The organism is Curvibacter sp. CHRR-16 (genome assembly GCF_018474005.1).
Classification (GTDB): domain Bacteria; phylum Pseudomonadota; class Gammaproteobacteria; order Burkholderiales; family Burkholderiaceae_C; genus Allorhodoferax.
Genome location: NZ_JAHCSH010000002.1, coordinates 194,968 through 218,808, shown reverse-complemented (window position 1 = coordinate 218,808; position 23,841 = coordinate 194,968). Strand labels below are relative to the sequence as shown.

24 protein-coding genes, 2 tRNA genes and 1 pseudogene are annotated in these 23,841 nt (G+C 58.3%); 10 read left to right on the top strand and 17 right to left on the bottom strand.

The genetic code is table 11. From position 1 onward, the window contains the following. Positions 1–5: 5 nt before the first annotated feature. From KIK84_RS04560 to KIK84_RS04545, 4 genes are read right to left on the bottom strand one after another with little or no spacing between them, the layout of a single operon-like run. Positions 6–725 carry a hypothetical protein gene (locus KIK84_RS04560; protein WP_214121818.1) on the bottom strand — a complete coding sequence of 240 codons (720 nt, stop codon included), beginning with the start codon at positions 723–725 and terminating at the stop codon, positions 6–8. Continuing rightward, positions 674–1,576: an RNase adapter RapZ gene (rapZ, locus tag KIK84_RS04555; RefSeq protein WP_214121817.1), complete on the bottom strand. Its 903-nt coding sequence runs from the start codon at positions 1,574–1,576 to the stop codon at positions 674–676. Before rapZ ends, KIK84_RS04560 begins: the two co-directional genes overlap by 52 nt. Then, on the bottom strand, positions 1,563–3,236 hold the full coding sequence (gene recN / locus KIK84_RS04550; protein WP_214121816.1) for a DNA repair protein RecN: 1,674 nt from the start codon (positions 3,234–3,236) through the stop codon (positions 1,563–1,565). The genes rapZ and recN overlap by 14 nt, the downstream gene beginning before the upstream one ends. Positions 3,237–3,239: 3 nt before the next feature. Then, on the bottom strand, positions 3,240–4,130 hold the full coding sequence (locus KIK84_RS04545; RefSeq protein WP_214121814.1) for an NAD kinase: 891 nt from the start codon (positions 4,128–4,130) through the stop codon (positions 3,240–3,242). A 40-nt stretch (positions 4,131–4,170) separates the two neighbouring features. On the opposite strand from KIK84_RS04545, the gene hrcA reads away from it, so the two are divergent. After that, the gene (gene hrcA, locus KIK84_RS04540; protein ID WP_214121813.1) at positions 4,171–5,175 is read left to right on the top strand and encodes a heat-inducible transcriptional repressor HrcA; all 1,005 of its coding nucleotides are present in this window, start codon (positions 4,171–4,173) and stop codon (positions 5,173–5,175) included. A 34-nt stretch (positions 5,176–5,209) separates the two neighbouring features. Here hrcA and KIK84_RS04535 read toward each other — a convergent pair whose 3' ends face one another. Then, positions 5,210–6,109 (bottom strand): HD-GYP domain-containing protein, encoded by a 900-nt coding sequence (locus KIK84_RS04535; protein WP_214121812.1) that lies wholly within the window; start codon positions 6,107–6,109, stop codon positions 5,210–5,212. A 96-nt stretch (positions 6,110–6,205) separates the two neighbouring features. Between KIK84_RS04535 and KIK84_RS04530 the strand changes: the two genes are divergently transcribed. Further along, positions 6,206–6,282 (top strand) — tRNA-Ile (locus KIK84_RS04530). Positions 6,283–6,632: 350 nt separating this feature from the next. Here the strand turns inward: KIK84_RS04530 and KIK84_RS04525 are convergent. From KIK84_RS04525 to KIK84_RS04500, 6 genes are all read right to left on the bottom strand, one after another. Then, a complete protein-coding gene (locus KIK84_RS04525; RefSeq protein WP_214121811.1) occupies positions 6,633–6,944 on the bottom strand; it encodes an ATPase with chaperone activity in 312 nt (103 codons plus the stop codon). Positions 6,945–6,964: 20 nt separating this feature from the next. Further along, positions 6,965–7,834: a septal ring lytic transglycosylase RlpA family protein gene (locus KIK84_RS04520; RefSeq protein WP_214121810.1), complete on the bottom strand. Its 870-nt coding sequence runs from the start codon at positions 7,832–7,834 to the stop codon at positions 6,965–6,967. Then, the gene (locus tag KIK84_RS04515; protein WP_214121809.1) at positions 7,834–8,319 is read right to left on the bottom strand and encodes a carboxymuconolactone decarboxylase family protein; all 486 of its coding nucleotides are present in this window, start codon (positions 8,317–8,319) and stop codon (positions 7,834–7,836) included. The genes KIK84_RS04520 and KIK84_RS04515 overlap by 1 nt, the downstream gene beginning before the upstream one ends. A gap of 10 nt (positions 8,320–8,329) precedes the next feature. After that, entirely contained in the window at positions 8,330–9,610 is a 1,281-nt protein-coding gene (locus KIK84_RS04510) for an MFS transporter (RefSeq protein ID WP_214121808.1), read from the bottom strand. Positions 9,611–9,889: 279 nt separating this feature from the next. Then, a complete protein-coding gene (locus KIK84_RS04505; protein WP_284150470.1) occupies positions 9,890–10,690 on the bottom strand; it encodes a DODA-type extradiol aromatic ring-opening family dioxygenase in 801 nt (266 codons plus the stop codon). A gap of 42 nt (positions 10,691–10,732) precedes the next feature. Beyond that, positions 10,733–11,155 (bottom strand): DoxX family protein, encoded by a 423-nt coding sequence (locus KIK84_RS04500; protein WP_214121806.1) that lies wholly within the window; start codon positions 11,153–11,155, stop codon positions 10,733–10,735. A gap of 103 nt (positions 11,156–11,258) precedes the next feature. Between KIK84_RS04500 and KIK84_RS04495 the strand changes: the two genes are divergently transcribed. Then, a complete protein-coding gene (locus KIK84_RS04495) occupies positions 11,259–12,188 on the top strand; it encodes a LysR family transcriptional regulator (RefSeq protein ID WP_214121805.1) in 930 nt (309 codons plus the stop codon). Positions 12,189–12,296: 108 nt separating this feature from the next. Here the strand turns inward: KIK84_RS04495 and KIK84_RS04490 are convergent, their stop codons facing one another. The 3 genes from KIK84_RS04490 to KIK84_RS04480 all read right to left on the bottom strand — a co-directional run bounded on the left by KIK84_RS04490 (position 12,297) and on the right by KIK84_RS04480 (position 14,605). Further along, a complete protein-coding gene (locus tag KIK84_RS04490) occupies positions 12,297–13,478 on the bottom strand; it encodes a nucleotide sugar dehydrogenase (RefSeq protein WP_214121804.1) in 1,182 nt (393 codons plus the stop codon). Positions 13,479–13,494: 16 nt separating this feature from the next. After that, a tRNA-Pro gene (locus KIK84_RS04485) sits at positions 13,495–13,571 on the bottom strand. A 20-nt stretch (positions 13,572–13,591) separates the two neighbouring features. Next, on the bottom strand, positions 13,592–14,605 hold the full coding sequence (locus KIK84_RS04480; protein ID WP_502757538.1) for a polyprenyl synthetase family protein: 1,014 nt from the start codon (positions 14,603–14,605) through the stop codon (positions 13,592–13,594). Positions 14,606–14,715: 110 nt separating this feature from the next. Here KIK84_RS04480 and rplU point away from each other — a divergent pair, with 110 nt between their 5' ends. The 4 genes from rplU (at position 14,716) to proB (ending at position 17,604) form a co-directional block, all read left to right on the top strand. Beyond that, positions 14,716–15,027 carry a 50S ribosomal protein L21 gene (gene rplU / locus KIK84_RS04475; protein WP_214121803.1) on the top strand — a complete coding sequence of 104 codons (312 nt, stop codon included), beginning with the start codon at positions 14,716–14,718 and terminating at the stop codon, positions 15,025–15,027. 16 nt (positions 15,028–15,043) lie between these two features. After that, the gene (gene rpmA / locus KIK84_RS04470; protein WP_214121801.1) at positions 15,044–15,301 is read left to right on the top strand and encodes a 50S ribosomal protein L27; all 258 of its coding nucleotides are present in this window, start codon (positions 15,044–15,046) and stop codon (positions 15,299–15,301) included. A 78-nt stretch (positions 15,302–15,379) separates the two neighbouring features. Then, positions 15,380–16,462, top strand: coding sequence for an Obg family GTPase CgtA (cgtA, locus tag KIK84_RS04465; protein WP_214121799.1), 1,083 nt, complete (start codon positions 15,380–15,382; stop codon positions 16,460–16,462). Next, on the top strand, positions 16,459–17,604 hold the full coding sequence (proB, locus tag KIK84_RS04460; protein ID WP_214121798.1) for a glutamate 5-kinase: 1,146 nt from the start codon (positions 16,459–16,461) through the stop codon (positions 17,602–17,604). Before cgtA ends, proB begins: the two co-directional genes overlap by 4 nt. Positions 17,605–17,797: 193 nt before the next feature. Here proB and KIK84_RS04455 read toward each other — a convergent pair. Then, positions 17,798–18,326, bottom strand: a pseudogene (locus KIK84_RS04455) (RNA pyrophosphohydrolase); the annotation flags it as partial. A 93-nt stretch (positions 18,327–18,419) separates the two neighbouring features. Here KIK84_RS04455 and KIK84_RS04450 point away from each other — a divergent pair. After that, entirely contained in the window at positions 18,420–20,162 is a 1,743-nt protein-coding gene (locus KIK84_RS04450; RefSeq protein ID WP_214121795.1) for a proline--tRNA ligase, read from the top strand. A 67-nt stretch (positions 20,163–20,229) separates the two neighbouring features. Beyond that, positions 20,230–20,838, top strand: coding sequence for a lytic transglycosylase domain-containing protein (locus KIK84_RS04445; protein WP_349815907.1), 609 nt, complete (start codon positions 20,230–20,232; stop codon positions 20,836–20,838). A 37-nt stretch (positions 20,839–20,875) separates the two neighbouring features. Here the strand turns inward: KIK84_RS04445 and KIK84_RS04440 are convergent, their stop codons facing one another. Beyond that, entirely contained in the window at positions 20,876–22,798 is a 1,923-nt protein-coding gene (locus KIK84_RS04440; RefSeq protein WP_214121793.1) for a putative bifunctional diguanylate cyclase/phosphodiesterase, read from the bottom strand. Positions 22,799–22,825: 27 nt separating this feature from the next. Further along, a complete protein-coding gene (grxD, locus tag KIK84_RS04435; protein ID WP_214121791.1) occupies positions 22,826–23,149 on the bottom strand; it encodes a Grx4 family monothiol glutaredoxin in 324 nt (107 codons plus the stop codon). A gap of 86 nt (positions 23,150–23,235) precedes the next feature. On the opposite strand from grxD, the gene KIK84_RS04430 reads away from it, so the two are divergent. Then, positions 23,236–23,712 (top strand): FKBP-type peptidyl-prolyl cis-trans isomerase, encoded by a 477-nt coding sequence (locus KIK84_RS04430; protein WP_214121790.1) that lies wholly within the window; start codon positions 23,236–23,238, stop codon positions 23,710–23,712. Positions 23,713–23,841: the final 129 nt, after the last annotated feature.

The following is a 23,841-nucleotide window of genomic DNA, read 5'->3' as shown; positions in this document are numbered from 1 at the left end:
GTGGCTTATTGCTTGGTAAAGATGGCGCTTGCTGTTGTATTGAGTGCTGTTGGGTAGTTGGTATTTCCAGTGGACTGGCCTAGCTGGAGTGTGGAACCGCTCAGATACAAAGCTGTTTTGGCACTACCACCAGTGAAGTCAGAGCTGTTGAGGCTGATGTTGCCTACGGTGAATGTTGCATTGCTGGTGGAAGACAAAGCGGCGCTTACGACATCAAAATTGTCAGCCCCGCTAGCTCCAGTGATGCTGGCTACGCCTGCATAGGTAAATGAGTTTTCCCCTAAGCTGCTGGTAATGCTTGTGCTGTTGGAGGTAAAAGTGCCAGTGTTTTGCCCGGTTCGAGTGATCGTTGCTTCTACGCTTCCTGTGCAGCCGGTGTCGGTCGATGCATAAACAGTATCAGTGACACTGACGGATAGCTTGGAGTTGCTGGCCTTGCTGATAACAAAAGTTCTGGTCAGGTACGCACTTGCGTTTGAATTGCTGGTGTCTTTGTAGATGCTGCTTGTCCAGCATGCAGTCTTCCACGTGCCAACGTATTTAGAGACGTTGTCGGTGCCGCTGCTAGAAGAAGAGTCACCGCCTCCACCGCATGCAGCAAGAACGGAAATGGCAAAAATTGTTGCAATATGGTTTTTCATGTTTCTTTTTGTTAAGAAAACATGATTGTATTTCAGTGCTGTTTTATTGCATCCATCTCCCGATGCCGTTTGAGCGTGTTCCATTTGGGGTGAAAGTGGGCGTATAGCTGCTCCACTAGGTACACGGATCGGTGTTGACCGCCGGTGCAGCCTATGGCGACTGTCACGTAGCTGCGGTGGTCGCGCACCAAGGTGTCCAGCCAGCTGTGCAGGAACTGGCTTATCTGCTCTTGCATCTGCAGCACGCTGGCTTGCTGGCGCAGGTAGTCGGCCACGGGGGCGTCCATGCCGGTCAGCTCGCGCAGGGCGTGTTCGTAGTGCGGGTTGGGCAGCATGCGCACGTCAAACACAAAGTCGGCGTCGCTGGGGATGCCGCGTTTGAAGGCGAAGGACTCGAACACCAGCGTCAGTTGCCCGCCAGGCGCGGCGATGAGGGTTTTGACATAGCTTTGTAGCTGGGCAGGGCGTATCAGGCTGCTGTCGATGACGTGCGACAGCTCGCGCAACTGGCCCAGCAGTTCGCGTTCCAGCTCGATGGCATCTACCAGCGCGCGGCGTTCGTCTTGGGCATTGCCGTCGGCCGTCTGGGTGACTTGGCCAGACAGCGGGTGCTTGCGGCGCGACTCGGAGTAGCGGCGCACCAGCGTGTCGGTGGTGGCGTCCAGAAACAGGGGTTTGACCACCACGCCCATTTGCTGTGCCACGCGCAGCAGGCCGGGTAGCTGGGGCAGGGCGGAGGCGCTGCGCACGTCCATGGCGATGGCGATGCGCGTCATGCCGTTTTGGCGCACCAGTTCGGCAAACTGGCGCAGCAGCTCGGGTGGCAGGTTGTCCACGCAGTAGTAGCCCGCGTCTTCCAGCGCGTTGAGCGCGACCGACTTGCCCGAGCCGGACATGCCGGTGATGACGACGATTTCCAGGTCAGACCATTCCATGCAGCATCTCCCGCGCGTGGGCCACGGTGGTGGCGGAACGTTTTTCGCCACCCAGCATGCGGGCGATTTCATCCACCCGCTCGTCGCCAGCGACCAAGCGCACGCTGCTGTGGGTGTGGCCGTCGTCTTGCTGCTTGGCCACCAGCAGGTGGTGGTGGGCACAGGCGGCCACTTGGGGCAGGTGGGTCACGGCCAGCACTTGGCGGTCTTGGCCCAGGCGCTGCATGAGGCGGCCCACGGTCTCGGCCACGGCACCGCCGACGCCGGAGTCCACTTCGTCGAATATGAGGGTTTGCGCCGTGCCCAGCTGGCTGGTGGTGACGGCAATGGCCAGCGCGATGCGCGATAGCTCGCCGCCCGAGGCCACTTTGCCCACCGGGCGCGGGCTGCTGCCAGCGTGGCCAGCCACCAAAAACTGCACATCGTCCAGCCCGCTTTGCTGTGGCTGGGGCAGGGGGCTGATGGCGACTTCAAAGCGCCCGCCTTGCATGCCCAAGTCTTGCATGGCAGAGGTGATTTTGGCCTGCAGAGCACGTCCAGCTTGCTTGCGCTGCTTCGAAATTTGTAGCGCCTCGCGCTCAAACGCACTGCGGCTGCGGGCTTCGCGGGCCTCTAGCGCTTCCAGGTCGGCGGCGGCGTCTAGCTCGGCCAGCTCGTCTTTCCAGCCTTGCCACAGGGCGGGCAGTTCTTCGGGCGGGCGTTTGTAGCGGCGGGCCAAGCCCATCCACAGGCCCATGCGCTCGTCCAGCTCGGCCAAGCGGTCGGGGTCTAGTTCGGTGTGGCGGCTGTAGCTGCGCAGGGTGTGCACCACGTCTTCCACCTGGGCTATGGAGGACTGCAGCAGCTCCAGAGGTGCTTGGAATTCGCTCTCTAGGTGCACCTGCGCTTGCAGGGCTTGGGCGGCGGCGTGCAGGGCGGAGAGCGCGTTGCTGTCGTCTTCTTCCAGTGCTTGGGTCACGTGTTGGGCGGCATCCAGCAGGCTTTGGGCGTGGGCCAAGCGGGTGTGCTGGGTGTTCAGCTCGGGCCATTCGTCGGCGCTGGGGGCCAGTTTGTCCAGCTCGCCTATCTGCCATTGCAGTCGCTCGCGTTCGCGCTGCAGGTTGTCTTGGGCGGAACGGGCTTGCTCCAGCGCTTGTTGGGTTTGGCGCCAGTCGGCCCACAGTTGGCCCAAGGTGCGGGTGTTCACTTGGGCGTAGGCGTCCAGCAGGGCGCGCACGGCGTCGGGCCGGGTCAGGCTTTGCCAGGCGTGCTGGCCGTGGATGTCCAGCAGTTGTTCGCCCACCGCACGCAGTTGTTGGGCCGTGGCGGGGCTGCCGTTGATCCAGCCACGGCTTTTGCCTTGGGTGTCCACGGTGCGGCGCAGCAGCAGGGTAGTGTTTTCGGTGTTGTTGGCGTCGTCAAAGCCCGCTTCTTGCAGCCACGTGTGCAGTTCGCTGAGCGTGGCGGGGCAGTCAAACTCGGCGCTCACTTCGGTGCGGCTAGCGCCTTCGCGGATGGCGCCCACATCGGCGCGGGCTCCGGTCACGAGTTGCAGCGCGTCGATCAGGATGGACTTGCCCGCGCCCGTCTCGCCCGTGAGCACAGAAAACCCGCTGTGCAAATCCAGCTCCAACTCGCGCACGATGACAAAGTCGCGCAAAACGATTCTGCGTAGCGCCATGGTTTAAGCGGCTCCTTCGTTCCAATGCATTTTTTGGCGCAGCGTATCAAAGTACGTCCACCCGCGTGGGTGCAGAAAGCGAACCCGGTGCGCCGAGCGGGTTACTTCCACCCGGTCGCCGGGCAGCAGGGCCGAGAGGCTTTGCATGTCAAAGTTCGCGCTGGCATCTTTGCCTGCTACGATTTCGATAGCAATATGAGCAGTATTGGCAAGCACTATGGGCCGATTGGACAAAGTATGCGGGGCAATGGGCACCATCACCCAGCCCTCTATGCTGGGGTGCAAGAGCGGCCCGCCAGCCGACAGCGCATAGGCCGTGGCCCCGGTGGGGGTGGAGACAATCAGCCCATCAGCCCGCTGGTTGGCCACAAAGTGGCCGTCCACTTCCACGCGCAGCTCCACCAAGCCGGACACGCCGCCGCGGTACACCACCACGTCGTTGAGCGCAGCGGCTTGGAACACGCAGTGGCCATCGCGCATCACGCGTGCTTGCATGAGCCAGCGCTCGTCCACCTCGTACTGCCCGGCCAGCATGGGGCCCAGCGTATTGGGGTATTGGTCCAGCGCAATGTCGGTAATAAAGCCCAAGCGCCCCGAGTTGATGCCAATGAGCGGCACCCCGTACTGGGCCATTTGGCGGCCTATGCCCAGCATGGTGCCGTCGCCCCCTACCACCAGACCTAAGTCGCAGTGGCTGCCAATGGTGCTCACGTCGAGCGCGGGGTAGCCAGTGAGGCCTGTGTTGCTGGCGGTGTCGGCATCCACCACCACCTCGCAGCCTTGGTCCATGAGGAAATGGGCGATTTCGTCCAGCGTTTTGCGCATACTGGGCGCAATGCTGGGGCTGGGGTGGTGCTTGCCAAACAACGCCACGTGCTTGAATTGGGTCAACATGGCTTAAATTAGACACTAAATAGCCCTCTAAAATGCCCTCATGCTTGACGACCGTTCCAAGATGCTTTTGAAGGCGCTGGTGGAGCGCTACATTGCCGACGGGCAACCCGTGGGTAGCCGCACGCTGTCCAAAGAGTCGGGCTTGGAGCTGTCGCCTGCCACCATCCGCAATGTGATGGCCGATTTGGAAGACCTCGGCCTCATTGCAAGCCCCCACACTTCGGCCGGGCGCATACCCACCGCACGCGGCTACCGCTTGTTTGTGGACACCATGCTCACGGTGCAAAGCCCGCACATTGCCTCGCCCCAAACCCTGCAGCCAGACCAGCCACAAAAGGTGCTGACCAACGCTGCGCACTTGCTCTCCAACCTGTCGCAGTTTGTGGGCGTGGTGGTGTCACCCAAGCGCAGTTCGGTGTTTCGGCATATCGAGTTTTTGCGCCTGTCAGCGCGGCGCGTGCTGGTCATCATCGTCTCGCCCGAGGGCGATGTACAAAACCGCGTGCTCATTACCGAAGCGGACTACACCCAGTCCCAATTGGTGGAGGCGGCCAACTTCCTCAACCACCACTACCTAGGGCTGGACATAGAAACCGTGCGCCAGCGCCTGCGCGCCGAGGTGGATAGCCTGCGCACCGAGATTGCCGCGCTCATGCAGCAGGCGGTCAACGTCAGCTCAGACGCGCTGCAAGAAGCGCAAGACGAGGTGGTGATATCGGGCGAGCGCAACCTGCTGAGCGTGAGTGACTTTTCCAGCGACATGGGCCAACTGCGCCGCGCCTTTGAATTGTTCGAGCAAAAAGCCCAGCTCATGCGCCTGCTGGAAGTCACCGGTCAGGCCGATGGCGTGCGCATCTACATTGGCGGCGAAAGCCAAGTGGTGCCCGTGGAAGAACTCTCGGTGGTCAGCACCACCTATGAGGTGGACGGCAAAGTGGTCGGCACGCTGGGTGTGATTGGCCCCACCCGCATGGCGTATGACCGCATGATCCAGATCGTGGACATTACATCCAAACTGGTGAGCAACGCGCTGAGCCAGAAGTAGCGGTGCAGCGATCCACCGGCGCAACGCAGTGGAATCAGCCCAATAAAGTGCGAGCCGTAGCGCGCACCATGTCGCGAATCACATCGTGATCGACTTGAGGGGTGAGATCCTCAGGACGCCCTTTTTTGTCGGTTGGGGTGATTCGCAAGAGGCCTTTACCCCCCTCGGTCTGCGTTTCGTACTCGCCCGTGCAAGAAGGGCAGTACACATGCATGCCCACTGACAGTGAGCGCGGTCTGGTGATGACAGGGCCACACATCAAGCACGAGAGCAGTGGTATGCCTGCATCGCTGTGCCCCACGATGTGGTTGAGCTCGCCGGCTTCCCCCATGTGAATAAACAACTTCCCCAGTGCTGGGTCGAACTGGCTGCCCAAGTTCTCCCGAATGATGCCCAGCGCCTTGCTGGTGGGCATGCCTGAGCGGTACGGGCGTGTGCTGGTCATGGCATCAAACGCATCGCAAATGCCCACTATGCGGGCGTCTATGGCGATTTCATCACCGCTCAAGCCACGTGGATAGCCTTGACCGTTGGGGGTTTCGTGGTGGGCGCGTATGGACTGTTCGGCCAACTGCGCCAGTGGGTGGCCAGCCAGCATGCGCCAGCCAATTTCGGGGTGGGTTTTGATGACCGCGTATTCCTCGTCGGTCAGGCGGTCTTTTTTGCCCAGAATGTGGTCGGGCACGCTCACCTTGCCCAAGTCGTGCAGAAAAGCGCCAATGGTGATGCGCGCCACATCCTTGCTGGGCAGGCCCGCACGGGTGGCCAGCAACTGGGCAAACTGCGACACGCGCCACAAGTGCCCGCCGGTGTAGGCATCGCGTGCTTCCACCATCCATGCCATGACCAGCAGCGAGGTCAGCAAATCTTCGTGGTGCTGGTAGTTGGACGTGCTGCCTTGGATGAGTTTTTTGATGTCGTTCAGCAAGCTCATAGCAGTCACTCCCATGAAAGGTGGTTTGTTGGCATCGCCAAGGCGCTGGGAGATTATGGAGGCGCTTCTATCCAGCTACAATCTATGGCTTCGGTTGGGGCGTTAGCTCAGTTGGTTAGAGCAGAGGACTCATAATCCTTTGGTCGTCGGTTCAAGTCCGCCACGCCCTACCAAAAACACAGAAGGACTTGCGAGTGATCGCAAGTCCTTTTTCTTTTGCCACAGGAGTTAGTGGTAATCGCTCTCTCGTTGGTGTCTAACGGCACCGATGTGCACGCGATTGGATGCTTTGATTTCAAAGAGAACAACGTAGCCAGTTTCACCAAAGGGGATGATCAGTTCCCGCACAAAGGGGTTGGTATCTGCTTTGCGGCAGCTACTTTGGCTTCTAATTTTGCAATGACCGTTTACGCTGGAATCCAGTCAGCTGCTTCTTCAGACCGGGCAATGGCAGCCAAACCGCGACGAACGAATTCGGATTGTTCACGGCGGCGTGTGACGTGATGCAAAGGCAATTCGAGAGCTAGCCTACCCGCGTCCCATTCCACCCCAGCAACTCCCCCACACGCCCCACCACCCAGTGGCCTTCTGCTTCGGTCACGCCGCTGTCGGGGTTGAGTAGACCCAGGCGCAGTTGTTCCAGCACGTCGGTCTCTTGGCATCCGGTTTTGAACTGGATGTGGGCGGCTTGCTCGGTCATGAGGTTGGCCAGGTCTTCGCACAACTCGTAGCGCTGCGCCACGTCTTCTTTGCTGGTGGTCAGGCGGTGGCGTAGCGGGTCGGTGTAGAGCGCCAAGAAGGCGTCGGGGATGATGATTTGGTTGTCTGAGCTCATATCGTGGGGGTGTGCGGTGCTTAGCGGCTGACCACTATGGGTTTGGCCACATCCATTTCTTCGCCTATGCGTTTGGCTACGGCCTCGGCTTCGGTGCGGTTGATAAAGGGGCCTACCTGCACGCGCTGGTTGCTAGCGGCGTTTTCTATGCGCAGTTTGGGGGCCAGCCATTCCAGCTCGCGGGCCATGTGCAGGCGCAGGGTTTCGGCGTTGTCTGCATTGCCAAATGAGCCGAGCTGGACAAAGTAGCCTTTGTCACCGCTATAGGGCGTAAAGCTGGGTGGCGGTGTGCCGCCAATGTTGCTGGGAGCTGGGCTGGGAGAAGCGCTGGATGACGAACTGGTGCTCTTGGCCACCGTGGTGGTGGGCAGCGGGGCACCAGCCACCAAGCTTTCTACCTGCACCTGTGCCATGCCGCTGGCGGTCATGTCCAGCTTTTGGGCGGCGGCGTAAGACAGGTCGATGATGCGTCCGGCATGAAACGGCCCCCGGTCGTTGACGCGCACCACCACCGATTTGCCGTTGGCCAAGTTGGTCACGCGGGCGTATGAGGGGATGGGCAGCACGGTGTGGGCGGCGGACAGGGCGTTCATGTCAAAGCGTTCGCCAGAGGATGTTTTTTTGCCGTGAAACTGCTTGCCGTACCAGCTGGCGGTGCCCGTGGCTTTGTAGCCTGAGCCGCTGGACAGCGGGGTGTAGTTTTTGCCCAGCACGGTGTAAGGGCGGTTGGCGTAGGGGTTGAGTGGCTCGGCTTGCGGCACGGTCTCGCTGCTGTCGGCATTGGGTGCGCGGGGCGTGCTGCCGCATGCCGCCAGCAGCAGGCAGACAGCAAGGGTGCTAACACAGCCTGCAGTGCGCAGCGCAGTGATGGATGGGGTGTGCCGTGGCATCAGGTGCTGGGGGCTGTGTGGGTCGCAGGAATATCGGGTGCAAAGTGCAGGCTGCCTGCAATGCGGTTCCACGCATTGATCTGGGCTATGGCCGTTGTCAGGTTGGCTATTTCGGTGGGGGAGAATTGCTCTTGCAGGGCTTGGTAGGCGCTATCGGTGTCAGGGCGGGTGGACATGGCGGTGAGCACTTCAGTCCAAGCCAGCGCGGCGCGCTCCCGTGGGGTGTACACAGGGCTGTCGTGCCACGCGGCCACCAGGTCTATCTTGATAGCGGGGATATCCAGCTTGTGCGCTACCAGCAGGTGGTATTGCAGACAGTAGGCGCAGCCGTTGATTTGCGATGCTCGAATTTTGAGCAGTTCGCCCAAAGATTTATCCAGACCGGATGCATCTATGGCTTTGGCCAGCTCGGTCATAGCGGGTATGACGCCGGGGGCTGCCTTGGCAAAGTCGCGTATAGCGATGCGAGGGCTTGCATCAGTCATAGTGGTGCTCCTAGTGGGGTGATGTAAGGGTTGCGGCACGGCCGACGCGGTGCTGCAAGACCATGAGTACGGTAAACGCCAGCACGGCCGCAAGGCTCAGCGACCAGTGCACGCCAATAGCGCTGCCTAGCAGGCCCACGGTAAAGCCGCTGAAGGTGCGCAGCCCGAGAGACGCCATGTTGAACAAGCCAATGATGCGGCCACGCATGTCGCTGGGAGCGTTGAGCTGCACCAGCGCTTGGTTAATGCTATTGAACGACAGCTCACACATGCCAGCAGCAAATAACAGCACCAAGGCGACGGGGTAGTAGGGCATGAGGGCGAAGCTGCCCAAAGTGAAGCACCACCCCATGGCCAGCCAAATGGCGGTGCGGGGGTGGGGCTTGAGCAGGTTAAATCGCTCCAGCAATAGACCTGCAAACAGGGCTCCTGCAGCGTCTGCAGCCAGTAGTGCGCTGTAGGAGACGCCGGGGTCACCATGGCCCAAGTCCATGGCGAAGTGGGGCATTTGGGCTTGGTAGCTGTTGCCTATGCAAAACGAGGCGGTAGCCGAGAGTATGAGCATGCTAGAGAGCAGGGGGTGCTGGGCCACATCGCGCAGGGTGCGCCATACGTCAGAAAAACCACGCACTGCACGTGTTGGTGTAGCTGCTACAGCGCTAGCCACACCCGCTATACCTGCAGCGGCTGCGCGAAAACGCGGGCCGTAGGGTGCTTTCCATAGCCACAAGATAACGGGCAGGTACAGCAGCGCATTGATAAAAATACCCGCTATGGGGCCTGCCGTGAGCATAAGCCCGGCACCCAGTGCGGGGCCTACCAGCAGACCCAGCGTGCGGGCGGTCGCGTTCATGCGCACTGCACTGGGCAGTTGGTCTCGGTTCACGATGTCGTGTACCAGTAGCTGGCTGGGTGTTTGCCAAAAAACCCCAGCCAAGCCATGGATGACCAGCAGCGCCATGGCGTGCCACATTTGCAGTGTGTCTGTCACGAAAAAATAGCCCCAGCCAATGGAGGCGGCCATAAACAGCAGCATGCCGATTTGGATGAGGCGGCGTGGATCAAAGCGATCGGCCAGTGCACCGGCATATACGCCCAGTACCAGTGGGGGTAGCCAGTGGGCTATGACGGCAAAGCCAGCCAAGGCGGAGGATTCAAACTTTTGGTACATCATCCAGTAGCTGATGACGTGCTCGGTGTTGTCGGCCAGCATGGCCACAAAGTAGGTGGCCATATGGGCACGGTAGCCCGGTACCCGCAAGGCAGAGGTGGAGGTGGGGTTGCTGGTCATGGCGGAGCCTTATAGCTGGTCGATGCGTTGGCGCATTGTCTCAGCCTGTTTGTCGCCACGCGACAACCTCTCTATGTGGGCGCTTGCATACGGGGTGGTCTGTGCAGGTGCCAGTCAGCATCGTTTTCACGGCACGCTTGAGGGCTAGCAACCACCGTAGTGCTGGATTGATTAAAAAGAAGGCACTCCAGTGGAACCCGCATGGAATAAGGCTTTCCCGGCTTTTCCCAAAAGATATTCACAACTTTGGGCACATGCTGTGGGGGTAATTTTGTGGCACTAACCAAAGCGATAACTGGCAATGCAGACGCCGCCGATAACGTCTTGGAAAATCATGGTGCCCGGATCGTCGGCTCCTGCGCCGGCGATCACGATAGCGGGCATGAGGTGGTCTGGGTGTGGATGTGCCATGTTGGCGTATGGGGCCGTGTGCCACTGGCGTAATTGCTCCAAGCGCTCTGGGCTGGAGGGGATAGCCATGGCTTGGGCCAGCCATGCGTTGAATGCCATACTGGGGGCACGTAATTCTTCGCGCATGAGTGGGCCGTGCCAGATGTTGCCGGAACCCATGACAAGGATGTTCTGCTCACGCAGTGTGGCAAGCGCTTGACCTAGCCGATAGTGCTCGTGTACGTCCATGTTGTTTTGGATGGAGACCATCACCACTGGGATGTCGGTGGCAGGATCGACGATCAGCATGGGGACAAATACACCGTGGTCATAGCCCCGACTGGTGTTGCTCAGGCTGGGAATGTCTGCATCGGCAAGGGTTTGCAGAATTTGCTTAGCCAGCGTTGGATGACCGGGGGCTGGGTAGTTCAGCTGGTAGGTATGGGGGGGGAAGCCGTAGTAGTCAAACAGCATACCGGGTTGGTTTGCTGTGCTGACCGTGAAAGTGGGCTCTTCCCAATGGGCGCTGCACAGGACGATGGCGTCTGGGCGCGTTGGGAGAGTGGCCAGCAATTTGCTGAGGTGTTGGCGCAATAGGTCAAACCCATGGCGCCCAATGGGTGGAGGGTAATCCATCCAGAAGCAGGGCCCGCCTCCGTGAGACAGGAAAATTGCAGGTTGTCGAGTCATGTTGATCATGGAGTTCCTGTCAGACGGAGTGGTTTGCAAGGCTTAGCGGGCTTGGATCGGTGCTTTCTTGTAACGGCCCCACAGCACAAAGATGGAACCTGCCAAGATGACGATGTTCATGGGCACAACCATGAATTCACCACGATAGGAGTGGAACGAGAAAGCCAAAATTTGCAGGACGGTAGAACCCAAGGCGGCCAAAGGAGTCAGTTGTGGTTGGATGCGAGTCAATGCAGGCAGCACAAAGCCCAAGCCAGCGGCGAAGTCCACAATGCCGATAAAGCGAACAAAACCTTCAGGAACTGCGCCAGTCCAAGGCATCATTTGGGACAGCTCTGGAATGGGGGTGAAGAATTTGGTCAGGCCTGAGTAAACGTAGAGCAATGCAAGCAGGGCTTGTACAACCCAGAGGCCAATGCGCAGGCCTTTGCTAGCAGAGGGAGCGGAAAAAGTAGTGGTGGTCATGTGAATCTCCAAAAGCGGTTGATGAGGTTTGTATTGTTCATTTTTAAAATATGCATGAGAAGTCCTTTTTTTTGAATAATTCAATCTAATAAGTAGATAGACAATGTTCAAACACCATTTCAGCTTGGATCAGTTTGTGGTCTTCATTACCGTCGTGGATGAGGGCGGCTTTGCGGCAGCAGCAAGGCGACTCAACCGTGCGCAATCTGCTATCACCTATGCCATCAAGGGGCTGGAGGAGCAGTGTGGTTTGGTCCTGTTTGATCGCTCTGCTTACAGGCCCACCTTGACCGATGCGGGGCGCGCTTTGTTGCCCAGGGTGCGGCGTGTGCTGCTGGATGTGGAGGCAGTGGGGCAGCACGCAGGCAGTATCTCGGCGGGGTTGGAAGCCAACTTGACGCTGGTGGTCAATAACTTCGTGCCTTTGCCACCGGCTGCAAAAGCACTGGCCCAGCTACACCAACGCTATCCACTGGTGCGTGTGCGTTTGGTGGTCGCGGCTTCGTTTGATGATTCGCTTGCGATGATTCAGTCAGGCCAAGCCGAATTGGGCCTGATTCCCCAAGTGAATGCATTCAGTTCGGAGATGGAGTCGGTGCATTGGCTGGAGTGCCAGTTGGTGGCGGTCGCCGCCCCTACCCACCCACTGGTGCAACTGCCAGCGCCTATTGAACTGGAGTCTTTGCGTGGCTACATGCAGTTGGTCTGGATGGCTGCCAATGCTACTGCGCGTAGCCAAGACTATGGGGTTCACTCATTGGATGCTTGGCACGTGACCGACTTGAATGCCAAGCGTGATTTGTTGCTGGCTGGAACTGGCTGGGGCAGTATGCCGATCCACATGGTGGCCGATGACATAGCTGCCGGACGCTTGGTTCAGCTGTCTTTGAATGGTTGGGAGGGGCGCGATCGCATGCCGGATTTCCCTGCTGTGGTGGCTTGGCGGAAAAATGCGCTGCAAGGCCCTGCGTTTCGTTTACTGCGTGATGCCCTGCGTGAACAGGGGGCATTGTTTGGCATTGATGAAAAATGAGGCATGCCAGTGGAACCCGCATGGAATAAGGCTTTCCCGCCTTTTCCCAAAAGATATTCACAACTTTGGGCACATGCTGCGGGGATAAAAAATCCCCGCAGCCAATATTCAGTCTTGGCCGAATAAGTCGCGGGTGTAGACCTTGTTCTGCACATCGTCCAAAACGTCGGTTTTGCGGTTGGCAACGATGACATCGGCCTCGCGTTTGAAGGCTTCCAAATCGCGCACCACACGGCTGTTGAAGAAGCTGTCTTCTTTCAGTGCTGGTTCGTAGACGATGACTTCCACACCTTTGGCCTTGATGCGCTTCATGATGCCTTGGATGCTGCTGCTGCGGAAGTTGTCACTGCCCGCTTTCATCACCAAGCGGTAGATGCCCACCACTTTGGGCTGGCGTTTGAGGATGTCGAAGGCGCAAAAGTCTTTGCGGGTGGAGTTGCTATCGACAATGGCGCGCATGATGTTTTGCGGCACATCGTTGTAGTTGGCCAGCAGTTGTTTGGTGTCTTTGGGGAGGCAATACCCTCCATAGCCAAAGCTGGGATTGTTGTAGTGGTTGCCAATGCGCGGATCCAAGCTCACGCCGTCAATGATCTGGCGGGTGTCCAGGCCATGGGTTGCGGCGTAGGTGTCCAGTTCATTGAAGTAGGCCACGCGCATGGCCAAGTAGGTGTTGGCAAACAGCTTGATCGCTTCTGCCTCTGTGCTGCCTGTGTGCAGCACGGGGACGTTTTGCTTAATAGCCCCTTGCTGCAGCAATTTGGCAAAGGTTTGGGCGCGTTCGCTGCCGACCTCGCCTGAGGCTTCACCTACGACGATGCGGCTGGGGTGCAAGTTGTCGTAGAGTGCTCGCCCTTCACGCAAAAACTCGGGGCTGAAGATGATGTTGGAGCTACCCGTTTGGGCACGCAGCTTGGCGGTGTAGCCCACTGGGATGGTGCTCTTAATCACCATCACCGCGTTGGGGGCGTGCTGCATGACATCGGCCACCACGGCTTCAATGCTGCTGGTGTCGAAGTAGTTGGTGGTTTCGTCGTAATTGGTGGGGGTGGCAATGACTACGTAATCTGCCCCGCGGTAAGCCTCTGCCTTGTCTGTAGTGGCTTTGAGTTGCAGCGACTTTGTGCTCAGATAGTCTTGCAGTTCGGCATCTTCAATGGGGCTTTTGCGTGCATTGAGCAAAGCTACTTTTTCGGGAATGATGTCCAGCGCAACCACTTCATGGTGCTGGGCCAGCAAGACGGCGTTGGACAGGCCGACATAGCCTGTTCCTGCAATAGCAATTTTCATGGTGTGACAGCTTTCGTGGTCGGGGTGAGAGGATTCGAACCTCCGGCCTCTACGTCCCGAACGTAGCGCTCTACCAGGCTAAGCTACACCCCGAATCGTGCCTTGGAGGCACCTCAGTACGTGCGGGAATGCAAGTACTCAGCCAATTCTACTAAGGTCGTTTGATGTTTATTTGACGGCAATTGCAGTGCGGCAGCCTTGGCGCGGTGCGCTTCGTCCAAGGCGACTTGGCGCGCGACATCCAAAGCACCGCTAGTGGTGACAATGCGTTGGATTGCTTGCAGTTCATCGATGCTGCCTTCTTGAATGGCGTGTTGAATCAGCGCTTTGTCTGTGGGATTGCTCAGACGCATGGCGGCAATGAGTGGGAGCGTGCATTTGCCTTCGCGCAAGTCGTCTCCCAGGTTTTTGCCCAGAGTCGTTTGGTCACCCACGTAATCCAAGATGTCGTCAATGATTTGGAAGGCCGACCCCAAGGCTTGGCCGTAAGTGGCTGCGGCCTCTTCTTGCGTGCTATTGGCTTGGGCCAAGATGGCGCCAACACGGGCGCTGGCTTCAAACAATTTGGCTGTTTTGGAGCGGATGACTTGCAGATAAGCGGTTTCGTCCAAGTCGGCGTTGTGCATGTTCATGAGCTGCAGTACTTCGCCCTCGGCAATCACATTGGTGGCGTCGGCCAGTACCGACAAGATGCGCATGTCGCCCGCTTCCACCATCATCTGGAAGGCCCGCGAATACAAGAAGTCGCCTACCAGCACGCTGGCGGCATTGCCAAAAGTGGCATTGGCGGTGAGGTTGCCGCGGCGCAAGGTGGATTCGTCCACCACATCGTCGTGCAGCAAGGTGGCGGTGTGAATGAACTCCACTACGGCTGCCAAGCTATGGCGGTATTCGCCTTGGTAACCCAAAGCGGCTGATGTCAACAGCAGTAGGACAGGGCGCAAACGCTTTCCGCCAGAAGTGATGATGTGCTGCGCTACGCTGCCAACCAAGGGAACACCAGAGTTCAGGCGTGTAGCAATCAGCGCATCAACTTGGCGCATGTCGTCTTGGATGATCTGCAGCAAATTGGCTGTGGAATGGTTCGTTTGCAAGATGGGCCACCAACGAGTCAGAGTACTGAGCATTATAGGAAGCCCCAACCCCCGTCTGGTCTGTTGGTTGCATTCAATCTTGATGAATAGTAGAATGCGGAGTTCTGTGGAATGGTCTACAGAAAATTTCTAACGAGGTTTACATGTACGCGGTCATAAAAACCGGAGGCAAACAATATCGTGTTGCTTCTGGCGAAAAAATTAAGGTAGAACAGATTGCTGCGGAAGTTGGCCAAGAGATCGTGTTTGATCAGGTTCTCGCGGTGGGCAACGGAGCAGAGTTGAAGGTTGGCACTCCCCTGGTGGCTGGTGCAACTGTGACTGTCAAAGTGGTGTCCCACGGCAAGCACGACAAGGTTCGCATCTTCAAGATGCGCCGTCGTAAACACTATCAAAAGCACCAAGGTCATCGCCAACAGTTCACAGAACTGGAAATCGGCGCAATCAAGGCGTAAGCAAAGGACGTAAGTCATGGCACAGAAAAAAGGCGGCGGCTCTACGCGCAACGGACGTGACTCCAAGCCAAAGATGCTCGGTGTGAAGGCTTTCGGTGGTGAGTTGATTACTGCTGGTTCCATCATCGTGCGCCAACGCGGTACCAAGTTCCACCCCGGTGCGAACGTTGGCATCGGCAAAGACCACACCCTGTTCGCTTTGGTGGACGGACATGTGAGCTTTGACGTCAAGGGCGCGCTGAACAAGCACACCGTGAATGTGACTGCTGCTTAATATCAGCAAGTTCGCACCATAAAGACCCTGCGCGCAAGCGCGGGGTTTTTCGTTTGTAAATACTGGAAAGAGGCCCCCATGAAGTTCGTAGATGAAGCGTTTATCGATATCGCCGCTGGCGATGGTGGGAATGGGTGCGTCTCTTTCCGTCACGAAAAATACAAAGAATTTGGCGGCCCCAACGGGGGAGATGGCGGGCGCGGCGGGCATGTGTTTGCGGTAGCCGACCCCAATCTCAATACCTTGGTGGACTTTCGCTATTCGCGCCGCTACGAAGCCAAGCGTGGTGAGCACGGTATGGGCTCGGACATGTTTGGTGCGGCGGGCGATGACATCACCCTCAAGATGCCGGTGGGCACCATCATCTCGGATGCCGAGACTGGCGAGGTGTTGTTCGAGCTGCTCAAGCCCGGTGAAGTCATCACCATTGCCAAGGGTGGAGATGGCGGCTTTGGCAACCTGCGATTCAAGAGCGCGATCAACCGCGCGCCACGCCAAAAAACCCCAGGCTGGCCCGGTGAGCGCCGCAATCTGAAGTTGGAGCTCAAGGTGCTGGCTGACGTGGGCTTGCTGGGTATGCCCAATGCGGGCAAGTCGACCTTGATTGCTGCCATTTCCAATGCGCGCCCCAAAATTGCCGACTATCCTTTCACCACTTTGCACCCCAACCTCGGCGTGGTGCGGGTAGGCCCAGAGCAGAGTTTTGTGGTGGCAGATATCCCTGGGCTCATTGAAGGCGCATCTGAAGGTGCAGGCTTAGGGCACCAGTTCTTGCGCCATTTGCAGCGCACCCGCTTGCTCTTGCATGTGGTCGATGTGGCTCCGTTCGATGACAACGTGGACACCGTGGCGCAAGCCAAGGCCATCGTCAATGAATTGAAAAAGTACGACAAAGCGCTGTACGACAAACCACGCTGGCTGGTGCTCAACAAGCTGGATATGGTGCCCGCAGAAAACCGCAAGGCGGTAGTGCAGGATTTTGTGAAGCGTTTCAAGTACAAAGGCCCGGTGTTTGAAATATCGGCCCTGACCCGTGAGGGCTGTGAGGTGCTGATTCAGTCTATTTACCAGCACGTCAAAGCTCAGCAGGTAGCGGAGCAAGCGCCTGTTGAGATCGATCCCCGTTTTGTAGAAATTCCTGCGGATAACCAAGAATCATGAGTCTTGCCGATACCCATTTCCAGTCCACTGTGCTGAAAGAGGCACGCCGCATCGTGGTCAAAGTGGGCTCCAGCTTGGTAACCAATGAAGGGCGCGGATTGGACGAGGCTGCCATTGCTGAATGGTGCCGCCAGTTGGCTGCGCTCACAGCGCAAGGGCGTGAACTCATCATGGTGTCCAGCGGTGCGATTGCCGAGGGCATGAAGCGCTTGGGCTGGAGCACGCGCCCCACAGCCGTGAACGAGTTGCAAGCAGCCGCAGCCGTGGGCCAAATGGGTTTGGCCCACATGTACGAAACCAAGCTGCGCGAGAACGGTTTGGGCAGTGCTCAGGTGTTGCTTACGCATGCTGACTTGGCTGACCGCGAGCGCTATCTCAATGCCCGTTCTACTTTGCTGACCTTGTTGCAGCATGGCGTGGTACCGGTCATCAACGAGAACGACACGGTGGTGAACGACGAGATCAAGTTCGGCGACAACGACACCTTGGGTGCACTGGTAGCCAATTTGGTGGAGGCCGATGCCTTGGTCATTTTGACTGATCAAAAAGGACTCTACACCAGTGATCCACGCAAGAATCCAGATGCGACGTTCGTGCGCGAAGCCCAAGCGGGTGATGCCGCCCTAGAGCAAATGGCTGGTGGCGCAGGCTCCAGCATTGGTCGCGGTGGCATGCTCACCAAAATATTGGCGGCCAAACGGGCGGCCCGTTCCGGGGCCTCCACGGTGATTGCATGGGGGCGCGAGCCTGACGCCTTGGTGCGACTGACCGAAGGTACTGCTATTGGCACCCTCTTGGTAGCCCCGACGCAAAAAACCCAAGCCCGCAAATTGTGGATGGCTGACCACCTGCAATTGCGTGGTGCGGTGCTAGTGGATGCAGGAGCCGCCCACAAAATCGCCGCAGAAGGAAAGAGTTTGCTGCCCATTGGCATGGTGGGTGTGGAGGGGGAGTTCTCCCGTGGTGACGTGATTGCCGTACGCAACGAGGCTGGGCAAGAGCTGGCACGCGGCTTGGCCAACTACGCCAGTGCCGAGGCCCGTTTGCTGTGCCGCAAACCATCAAGCGAGATAGAAGGCTTATTGGGCTATGCAGCCGAGCCGGAGATGCTGCACCGCGACAATATGATCGTATCGCAGTAGTTCTGCTGACGGCGCACACAAAAAAGGCCTGCTTTGTTAGCAGGCCTTTTTCAATTGAGCTCACCAAAATCAGTTGGTGGCTGGGGGTCAAAACTTGCACCCGGTGGCAAGTCCTTGGGGGGGTAAAGCCCTCGCAAGCCATGCACCACGGTCATGGGGGCGGCTGCACCAGCCGTGGAGTCGGCGCTTTCTGCGGCACGGTTTTCGCGTGGGCGGCTACTTTGGCGCAGGTAGCGGTTGCGGGGCTCGTTGCGTGGCAGGTAGCGGGCCAACTCGGTCAGTGCCATCTCGTACACGCCGCGCTTGAACTCGATCACTGCATCCAGTGGCACCCAGTAGTCGTTCCAACGCCAAGCATCGAACTCCGGGTGATTGGTGGCACGCAGATTCAGGTTCCAGTCTGGGCCAACCAGACGGAGCAGAAACCAAATTTGTTTTTGGCCCTTGTAGTGGCCCCGTGCTTCACGGCGGATGAAGCGGTCTGGCACCTCGTAGCGCAACCAATTTCGGGTACGGGCAACGATGGTCACGTGCTCCGGGCTGAGCCCAATTTCCTCGTGCAGCTCGCGGTACATCGCCTGCTCAGGCGTTTCGCCGCGGTCAATGCCGCCTTGGGGAAACTGCCATGAGTGCGAGCGTATGCGCTTGCCCCAAAATACCTGATTCCTGTGGTTGAGCAAGACGATGCCAACGTTGGGCCGAAAACCGTCCCGGTCGAGCATAATCAAACCCCAAATTTTTAAACTGCAGCCATTATGCACAGGCATATACCGGCAGCAAGTGAATAAGCCTCCAGTTTTTCCCTGACACAAGCGATGAAAGCCTCCCAATTCCTTATCTCCACCCTCAAAGAAGCGCCCGCCGATGCCGAGGTGGTGAGCCACAAGCTCATGACCCGTGCTGGCATGATCAAAAAGCTGGGCGCCGGTATCTACAACTACATGCCCATGGGGCTGCGCGTCATTCGCAAGGTGGAAGCCATCGTGCGCGAGGAGATGAACCGTGCCGGTGCCGTGGAGTGCACCATGCCCATGGTGCAGCCTGCTACGCTGTGGCAAGAGACAGGCCGTTTTGACAAGATGGGCCCCGAGCTGCTGCGCATCCAAGACCGCCATGGGCATGACTTCATCATCCAGCCCACCAGCGAAGAGGTGGTGACTGACATTGCCCGCCAAGAGATCAAGAGCTACAAGCAGTTGCCCATCAACCTGTACCAGATCCAGACCAAATTCCGTGACGAGCGCCGCCCCCGCTTTGGACTGATGCGCGGGCGTGAATTCATCATGAAAGACGCCTACAGCTTTGACCGCGACCAGGCCAGCGCCAAAGCCAGCTACCAAGTGATGGCACAAGCCTACCGCCAGATTTTTGACCGCTTTGGCCTGCGTTACCGCGCCGTTGCGGCCGACAGCGGTGCCATTGGTGGCGACTTGAGCGAAGAGTTCCAGGTGATCGCCTCCACCGGTGAAGATGCCATCATCTATTGTCCGACCAGCGATTACGCCGCCAATATCGAGAAAGCCGAAGCCTTGGCCCCCACTGGCCCGCGCCCTGCTGCCGGCATCCCGATGGAAAAGGTGGCTACGCCCGGCAAGTCCACATGTGCCGATGTGGCCGAGTTTTTGGGGGTGCCACTGTCTTCCACCATCAAATCGCTGGTGCTTGCCACCGATGAGAAGGACGACAAGGGCACGGTGCTCAAGAGTCAAGTCTGGCTGCTGCTGCTGCGTGGCGACCACGAGATGAACGAGGTCAAGGTCGGCAAATTGCCCGGCTTGGCCGACTTTCGCTTTGCCACCTTGGCCGAGATCGAGGAGCACTTTGGTTCCAAGCCCGGTTACTTGGGCCCAGTGGGTTTGAAAAAGCCCGTCAAGATGGTGGCCGACCGCGATGTGGCGGTCATGGCGGATTGGATTTGCGGTGCCAACGAAGAGGATTTCCACATCCGTGGCGTGAACTGGGGCCGTGATTTGCCCGAGCCAACCTTGATTGCCGACATTCGCAATGTGGTGGCAGGTGACCTCTCGCCCGACGGCAAGGGTGTGCTGGCCATTGAGCGTGGCATCGAGGTGGGCCACGTGTTCTACCTCGGCACCAAGTACAGCAAGGCCATGAATGCCACTTTCTTGGACGAAACCGGCAAACCCCAGTTCATGGAAATGGGCTGCTATGGCATCGGTATCAGCCGCCTGCCTGCCGCGGCCATCGAGCAAAACCACGACGAGAAGGGCATCATCTGGCCCGACGCGATTGCGCCCTTTACCGTGGTGATTTGCCCCATCAGCCCTGATCGTTTCCCTGAAGTCAAGGCCGCTGCTGATGCGCTTTACGCAAACTTGCTGGGCGCTGGCGTTGACGTGATTCTGGACGACCGCAACGAGCGCCCCGGAGCCATGTTTGCCGACTGGGAGTTGATCGGTGTGCCGCACCGCGTGACGATTGGCGACCGCGCACTCAAGGAAGGTGTGGTGGAGTACCAGCACCGCCGCGACAGCGCGGCCACTAAGGTGGCGGTGGCCGATATTGCGGCCCACGTGCGTGCCCGTGTCAGTGTGTGAGGCCTTGCCGCCCCAGCGCCTCGGTGGCGTTGGGCTGCGGGCTGGGTTGGTGGCGTTTTTTAAGCAAATCGGCCTGTACAGCTTGCTGGTATTGCTGGGGGTGCTATCAATTTTGCAGCAAGCCAGAGCGGGGGCGCAGATTGAAGAGCCCCTGTCCGACTCCGTGCGTACCGCCCTGAGTGCGGCTGTGGCCAAGCAAGCCCCTGCAGAGCCTGTATTTGCCAGCACCGAAGCCCGCCTGCGTTACTTGCGTTGGCTGGGCGCTATGAGCACGCGTTTGCAAAAGAAAAAAACCGACTGGCTCACGCGCAAGGAGTTTTTGCAAACTGTCTGGTACGAGAGCCAGCGTGCCGGTTTGGATGTGTCGCTGGTGCTGGGCTTGATTCAGGTGGAGAGCAATTTCCGCAAATTTGCTGTCAGTTCGGTCGGGGCCCGGGGCTATATGCAAGTGATGCCGTTTTGGACACGCAGCATTGGCGATGGCGATGCCAGCGCCTTGTTCCACCTGCAAGCCAATTTGCGCTTTGGCTGCGTCATCTTGCGTCACTACCTCGACATGGAAAAAGGGGACCTGTACATGGCGCTGGGGCGCTACAACGGCTCGCGTGGCAAGCCAGCGTACCCCAATGCCGTGCTAGCAGCACAAAAGAACTGGGTCTGGACCGAAGGCCGATAAATCCACCCGTGGCCGAAAGGGCAGGCCAGGCGTGCCGTCAGTGCAAGCGAGCTGCGTGGGGCTGCACCAAGCTGTAGGTGTGCCAGAAGGCGGCAAATTGCTCGGCGGTTTTGGGCTTGCCCAGACCATAGCCTTGGGCCATGTCGCAGCCTAGGCTGCGCAGCATGTCGTGCGTGGCCATGTCTTCCACGCCCTCGGCCGTGACTTGCAGCTCCAAACTCTTGGCCAGGTGGATGATGGTGCGCACCATGGCAACGTCTTTCTCGCCCAGCAGCAGGCGGCGCACAAAGCTTTGGTCAATCTTGAGCTTGTCCACCGGGAAACGCTGCAAGGAAGACAGGTTGGAGTAACCGGTGCCAAAGTCGTCTACCGCGATGCGCAGCCCCAAACCCTTGAGCTGCTGCAGGATGTGGATAAATCCTTCGACGTCCTCGATCAAAGTCGATTCGGTCACCTCCAGCTCCAGCAACTGCGCGGGCAGGCCGCTGTGTAAGAGCGCGTTGTTCACCAGTTCGGGCAAATTGCCGCGGCGAAATTGCACGGGTGAGAGGTTGACCGACAGCAGCAGGGGGGGGCAACCCGCTTGGCGCCAAGTTTGCATTTGGCGACAGGCGTTTTCCAGCACCCATTGGCCTATTTCGATGATCAGCCCCGATTTCTCGGCTGTGGCAATGAAGTTGCCCGGCGCCATCAGTCCGAGGCTGGGGTGCTGCCAGCGAATCAGCGCTTCTGCACCCACCAAGTGGCCGCTGCGCAAGTCAAAAACAGGCTGGTAATGCAGCACGAATTCGTTGTGCAGCAAGGCCTGGCGCAGGCTGGAGATGAGGTGCAGGTGCTCGTTGATGCCGGAGTGGATGCTCTCGTCGTAGATCCGGTAGGTGTTGCGTCCGGCCTCTTTGGCTTGGTACATGGCCAAATCGGCGTAACGCAGCAACTCGTCAAAACTGCGGCCATGGGTGGGAAAGAGTGCTACGCCTATGGAGCAAGAGGGCACGATGCTCAAGCCCCGCAGCACCAATGGTTGGCCCATGTTGTGCAGTATTTGCTGCGCCACATGGCGTACCGATTCGTCATCCACCACATCGGTCAGGCAGACCAAAAATTCGTCGCCGCCTTGGCGGGCCACAATGTCGCTCTCACGCACTGCGCTGCGCAGGCGTTCAGCAATGCAGCGCAGAAATTCATCACCCGCGCTGTGCCCCAAGGTGTCGTTCACCTCTTTGAAGTTGTCCATGTCGATGAACAGCAGGGCCAAAGGCGCGTAGCCCTCTTCGCTGGAGCGCTGCATGGCGCGCTCTAGCAGATCGCAGGCCAAGGCACGGTTGGGCAACTCGGTCAGGCTATCGTGCTGGGCCAAATAGGCCATGCGCCGCTCCGATGCTTGCAAGCGTTTGAGCTGGCGCTGCAAACGCAACTGAGCGTGCTGCATGTCTCGGCTCAAGAACCAGATCACAAAGCCATTGACGATCAGAATCGTTAGGCTGTCGGTGATGCGTTCATCGATGGTGCTGGGAATTTGGACACTGCGCCATCCATACTGCGTGCCCAAGCCAATCAGCAACACACAGCCCAGCATGCAGGCCAGCAGCACCCAAAAGCGGCGCGGACTCATGAGTTGGGCTGCAGCGGACAAAATCACCGGGTAAGACAGCAAGACGGTGTCTTGCAAGCCCTCATTGATCCAGAGCATGTAGCTTATGGCGATGGTGACGCCCATCAGCATGACTTGCATGCCCCATTGGTGCATGCCATGGTGCACCATCCACAGTACGGGCAACATGAGGGTGGCTGTCAGCGTCAGCGGCAGTACCAAATCCCAACGGTCGCGCAGCCCGTAGAGCACGGCCGTACCCGAAAAAGACACCAGCACGAGCAGCGCCATTTGCATCAAACGCCGCTGCCGCACTGCTTCATGCTGCGCAGTCGAAGGACCTAGCAGGCGTTGCAGTTGCGGCAGCATGGTCTGTGGTGCCTGGTTGGGGGTAGCTTAGGTGCTGGCTCCCACCAGTTTTTGCAGTTCGCCGTTTTCGTACATCTCCATCATGATGTCCGAGCCGCCAATGAACTCGCCCTTGATGTAAAGCTGTGGGATGGTGGGCCAGTTGCTGAATTCCTTGATGCCTTGGCGGATGCCATCGTCTTCCAGCACATTCACGGTTTTGATGGCTTTGGCATCGACGCCGCAGGCTTTGAGGATTTGCACTGCACGGCCCGAGAAACCGCATTGGGGGAAGCTGGCGGTGCCTTTCATGAACAAGAGCACCTCATTGTTCTTCACCAACTCAGCAATTTGTTGTTGTACGTCTGACATAGTCGTTTCCTTCGTTAGACAGGGGAAATAAACCCCGATTATTTCACTCTGGCCGGGTCAGCAACGCTTGCAAGGATAATCGCACTATGAACATCAGCAAAGACACCGCAGTCACACTGCAATTCAAACTGCTTGACACCAACGGCAAACTGTTGGATCAAAGCCAAGAGCCCATTGCCTACTTGCATGGCGGTTACGGCAACATCTTCCCCAAGGTCGAGGCCACTTTGGAAGGCCAAGCCGCTGGCTTTGGCGCAATCATCGATTTGGCACCCTCTGAGGCCTTTGGTGAGCGCGATGAGTCCTTGGTGCGCACCATCCCCAAAACCCAATTTCCCCCGGGTGTGAAGGTGGGTGGCCAGCTCGAAGGTCGCAGCGACGATGGACAAACCATTGTGTTCACCGTGATCAAGATCAAGGGCCCTGAAGTCCATCTGGACGGCAACCACCCCTTGGCGGGCAAAGCCATTCGCTTGGACTTGAAGGTGCTGGAAGTGCGCGCTGCCAGCGAAGAAGAAATCGCCCACGGCCACGTGCACGGTGCCCACGGTCACCACCACTGACGCAATAAACTGCCCCTGTCATAGGTGGCAAAAACAGCTAATAGCCGAAGAAGCAATTTTTCGGCTATTTTGTTTGGTGCTTCTGCTCTTTTGAGCTTGATTTGGCAATTTTGTTGCGAACTTTGTTCG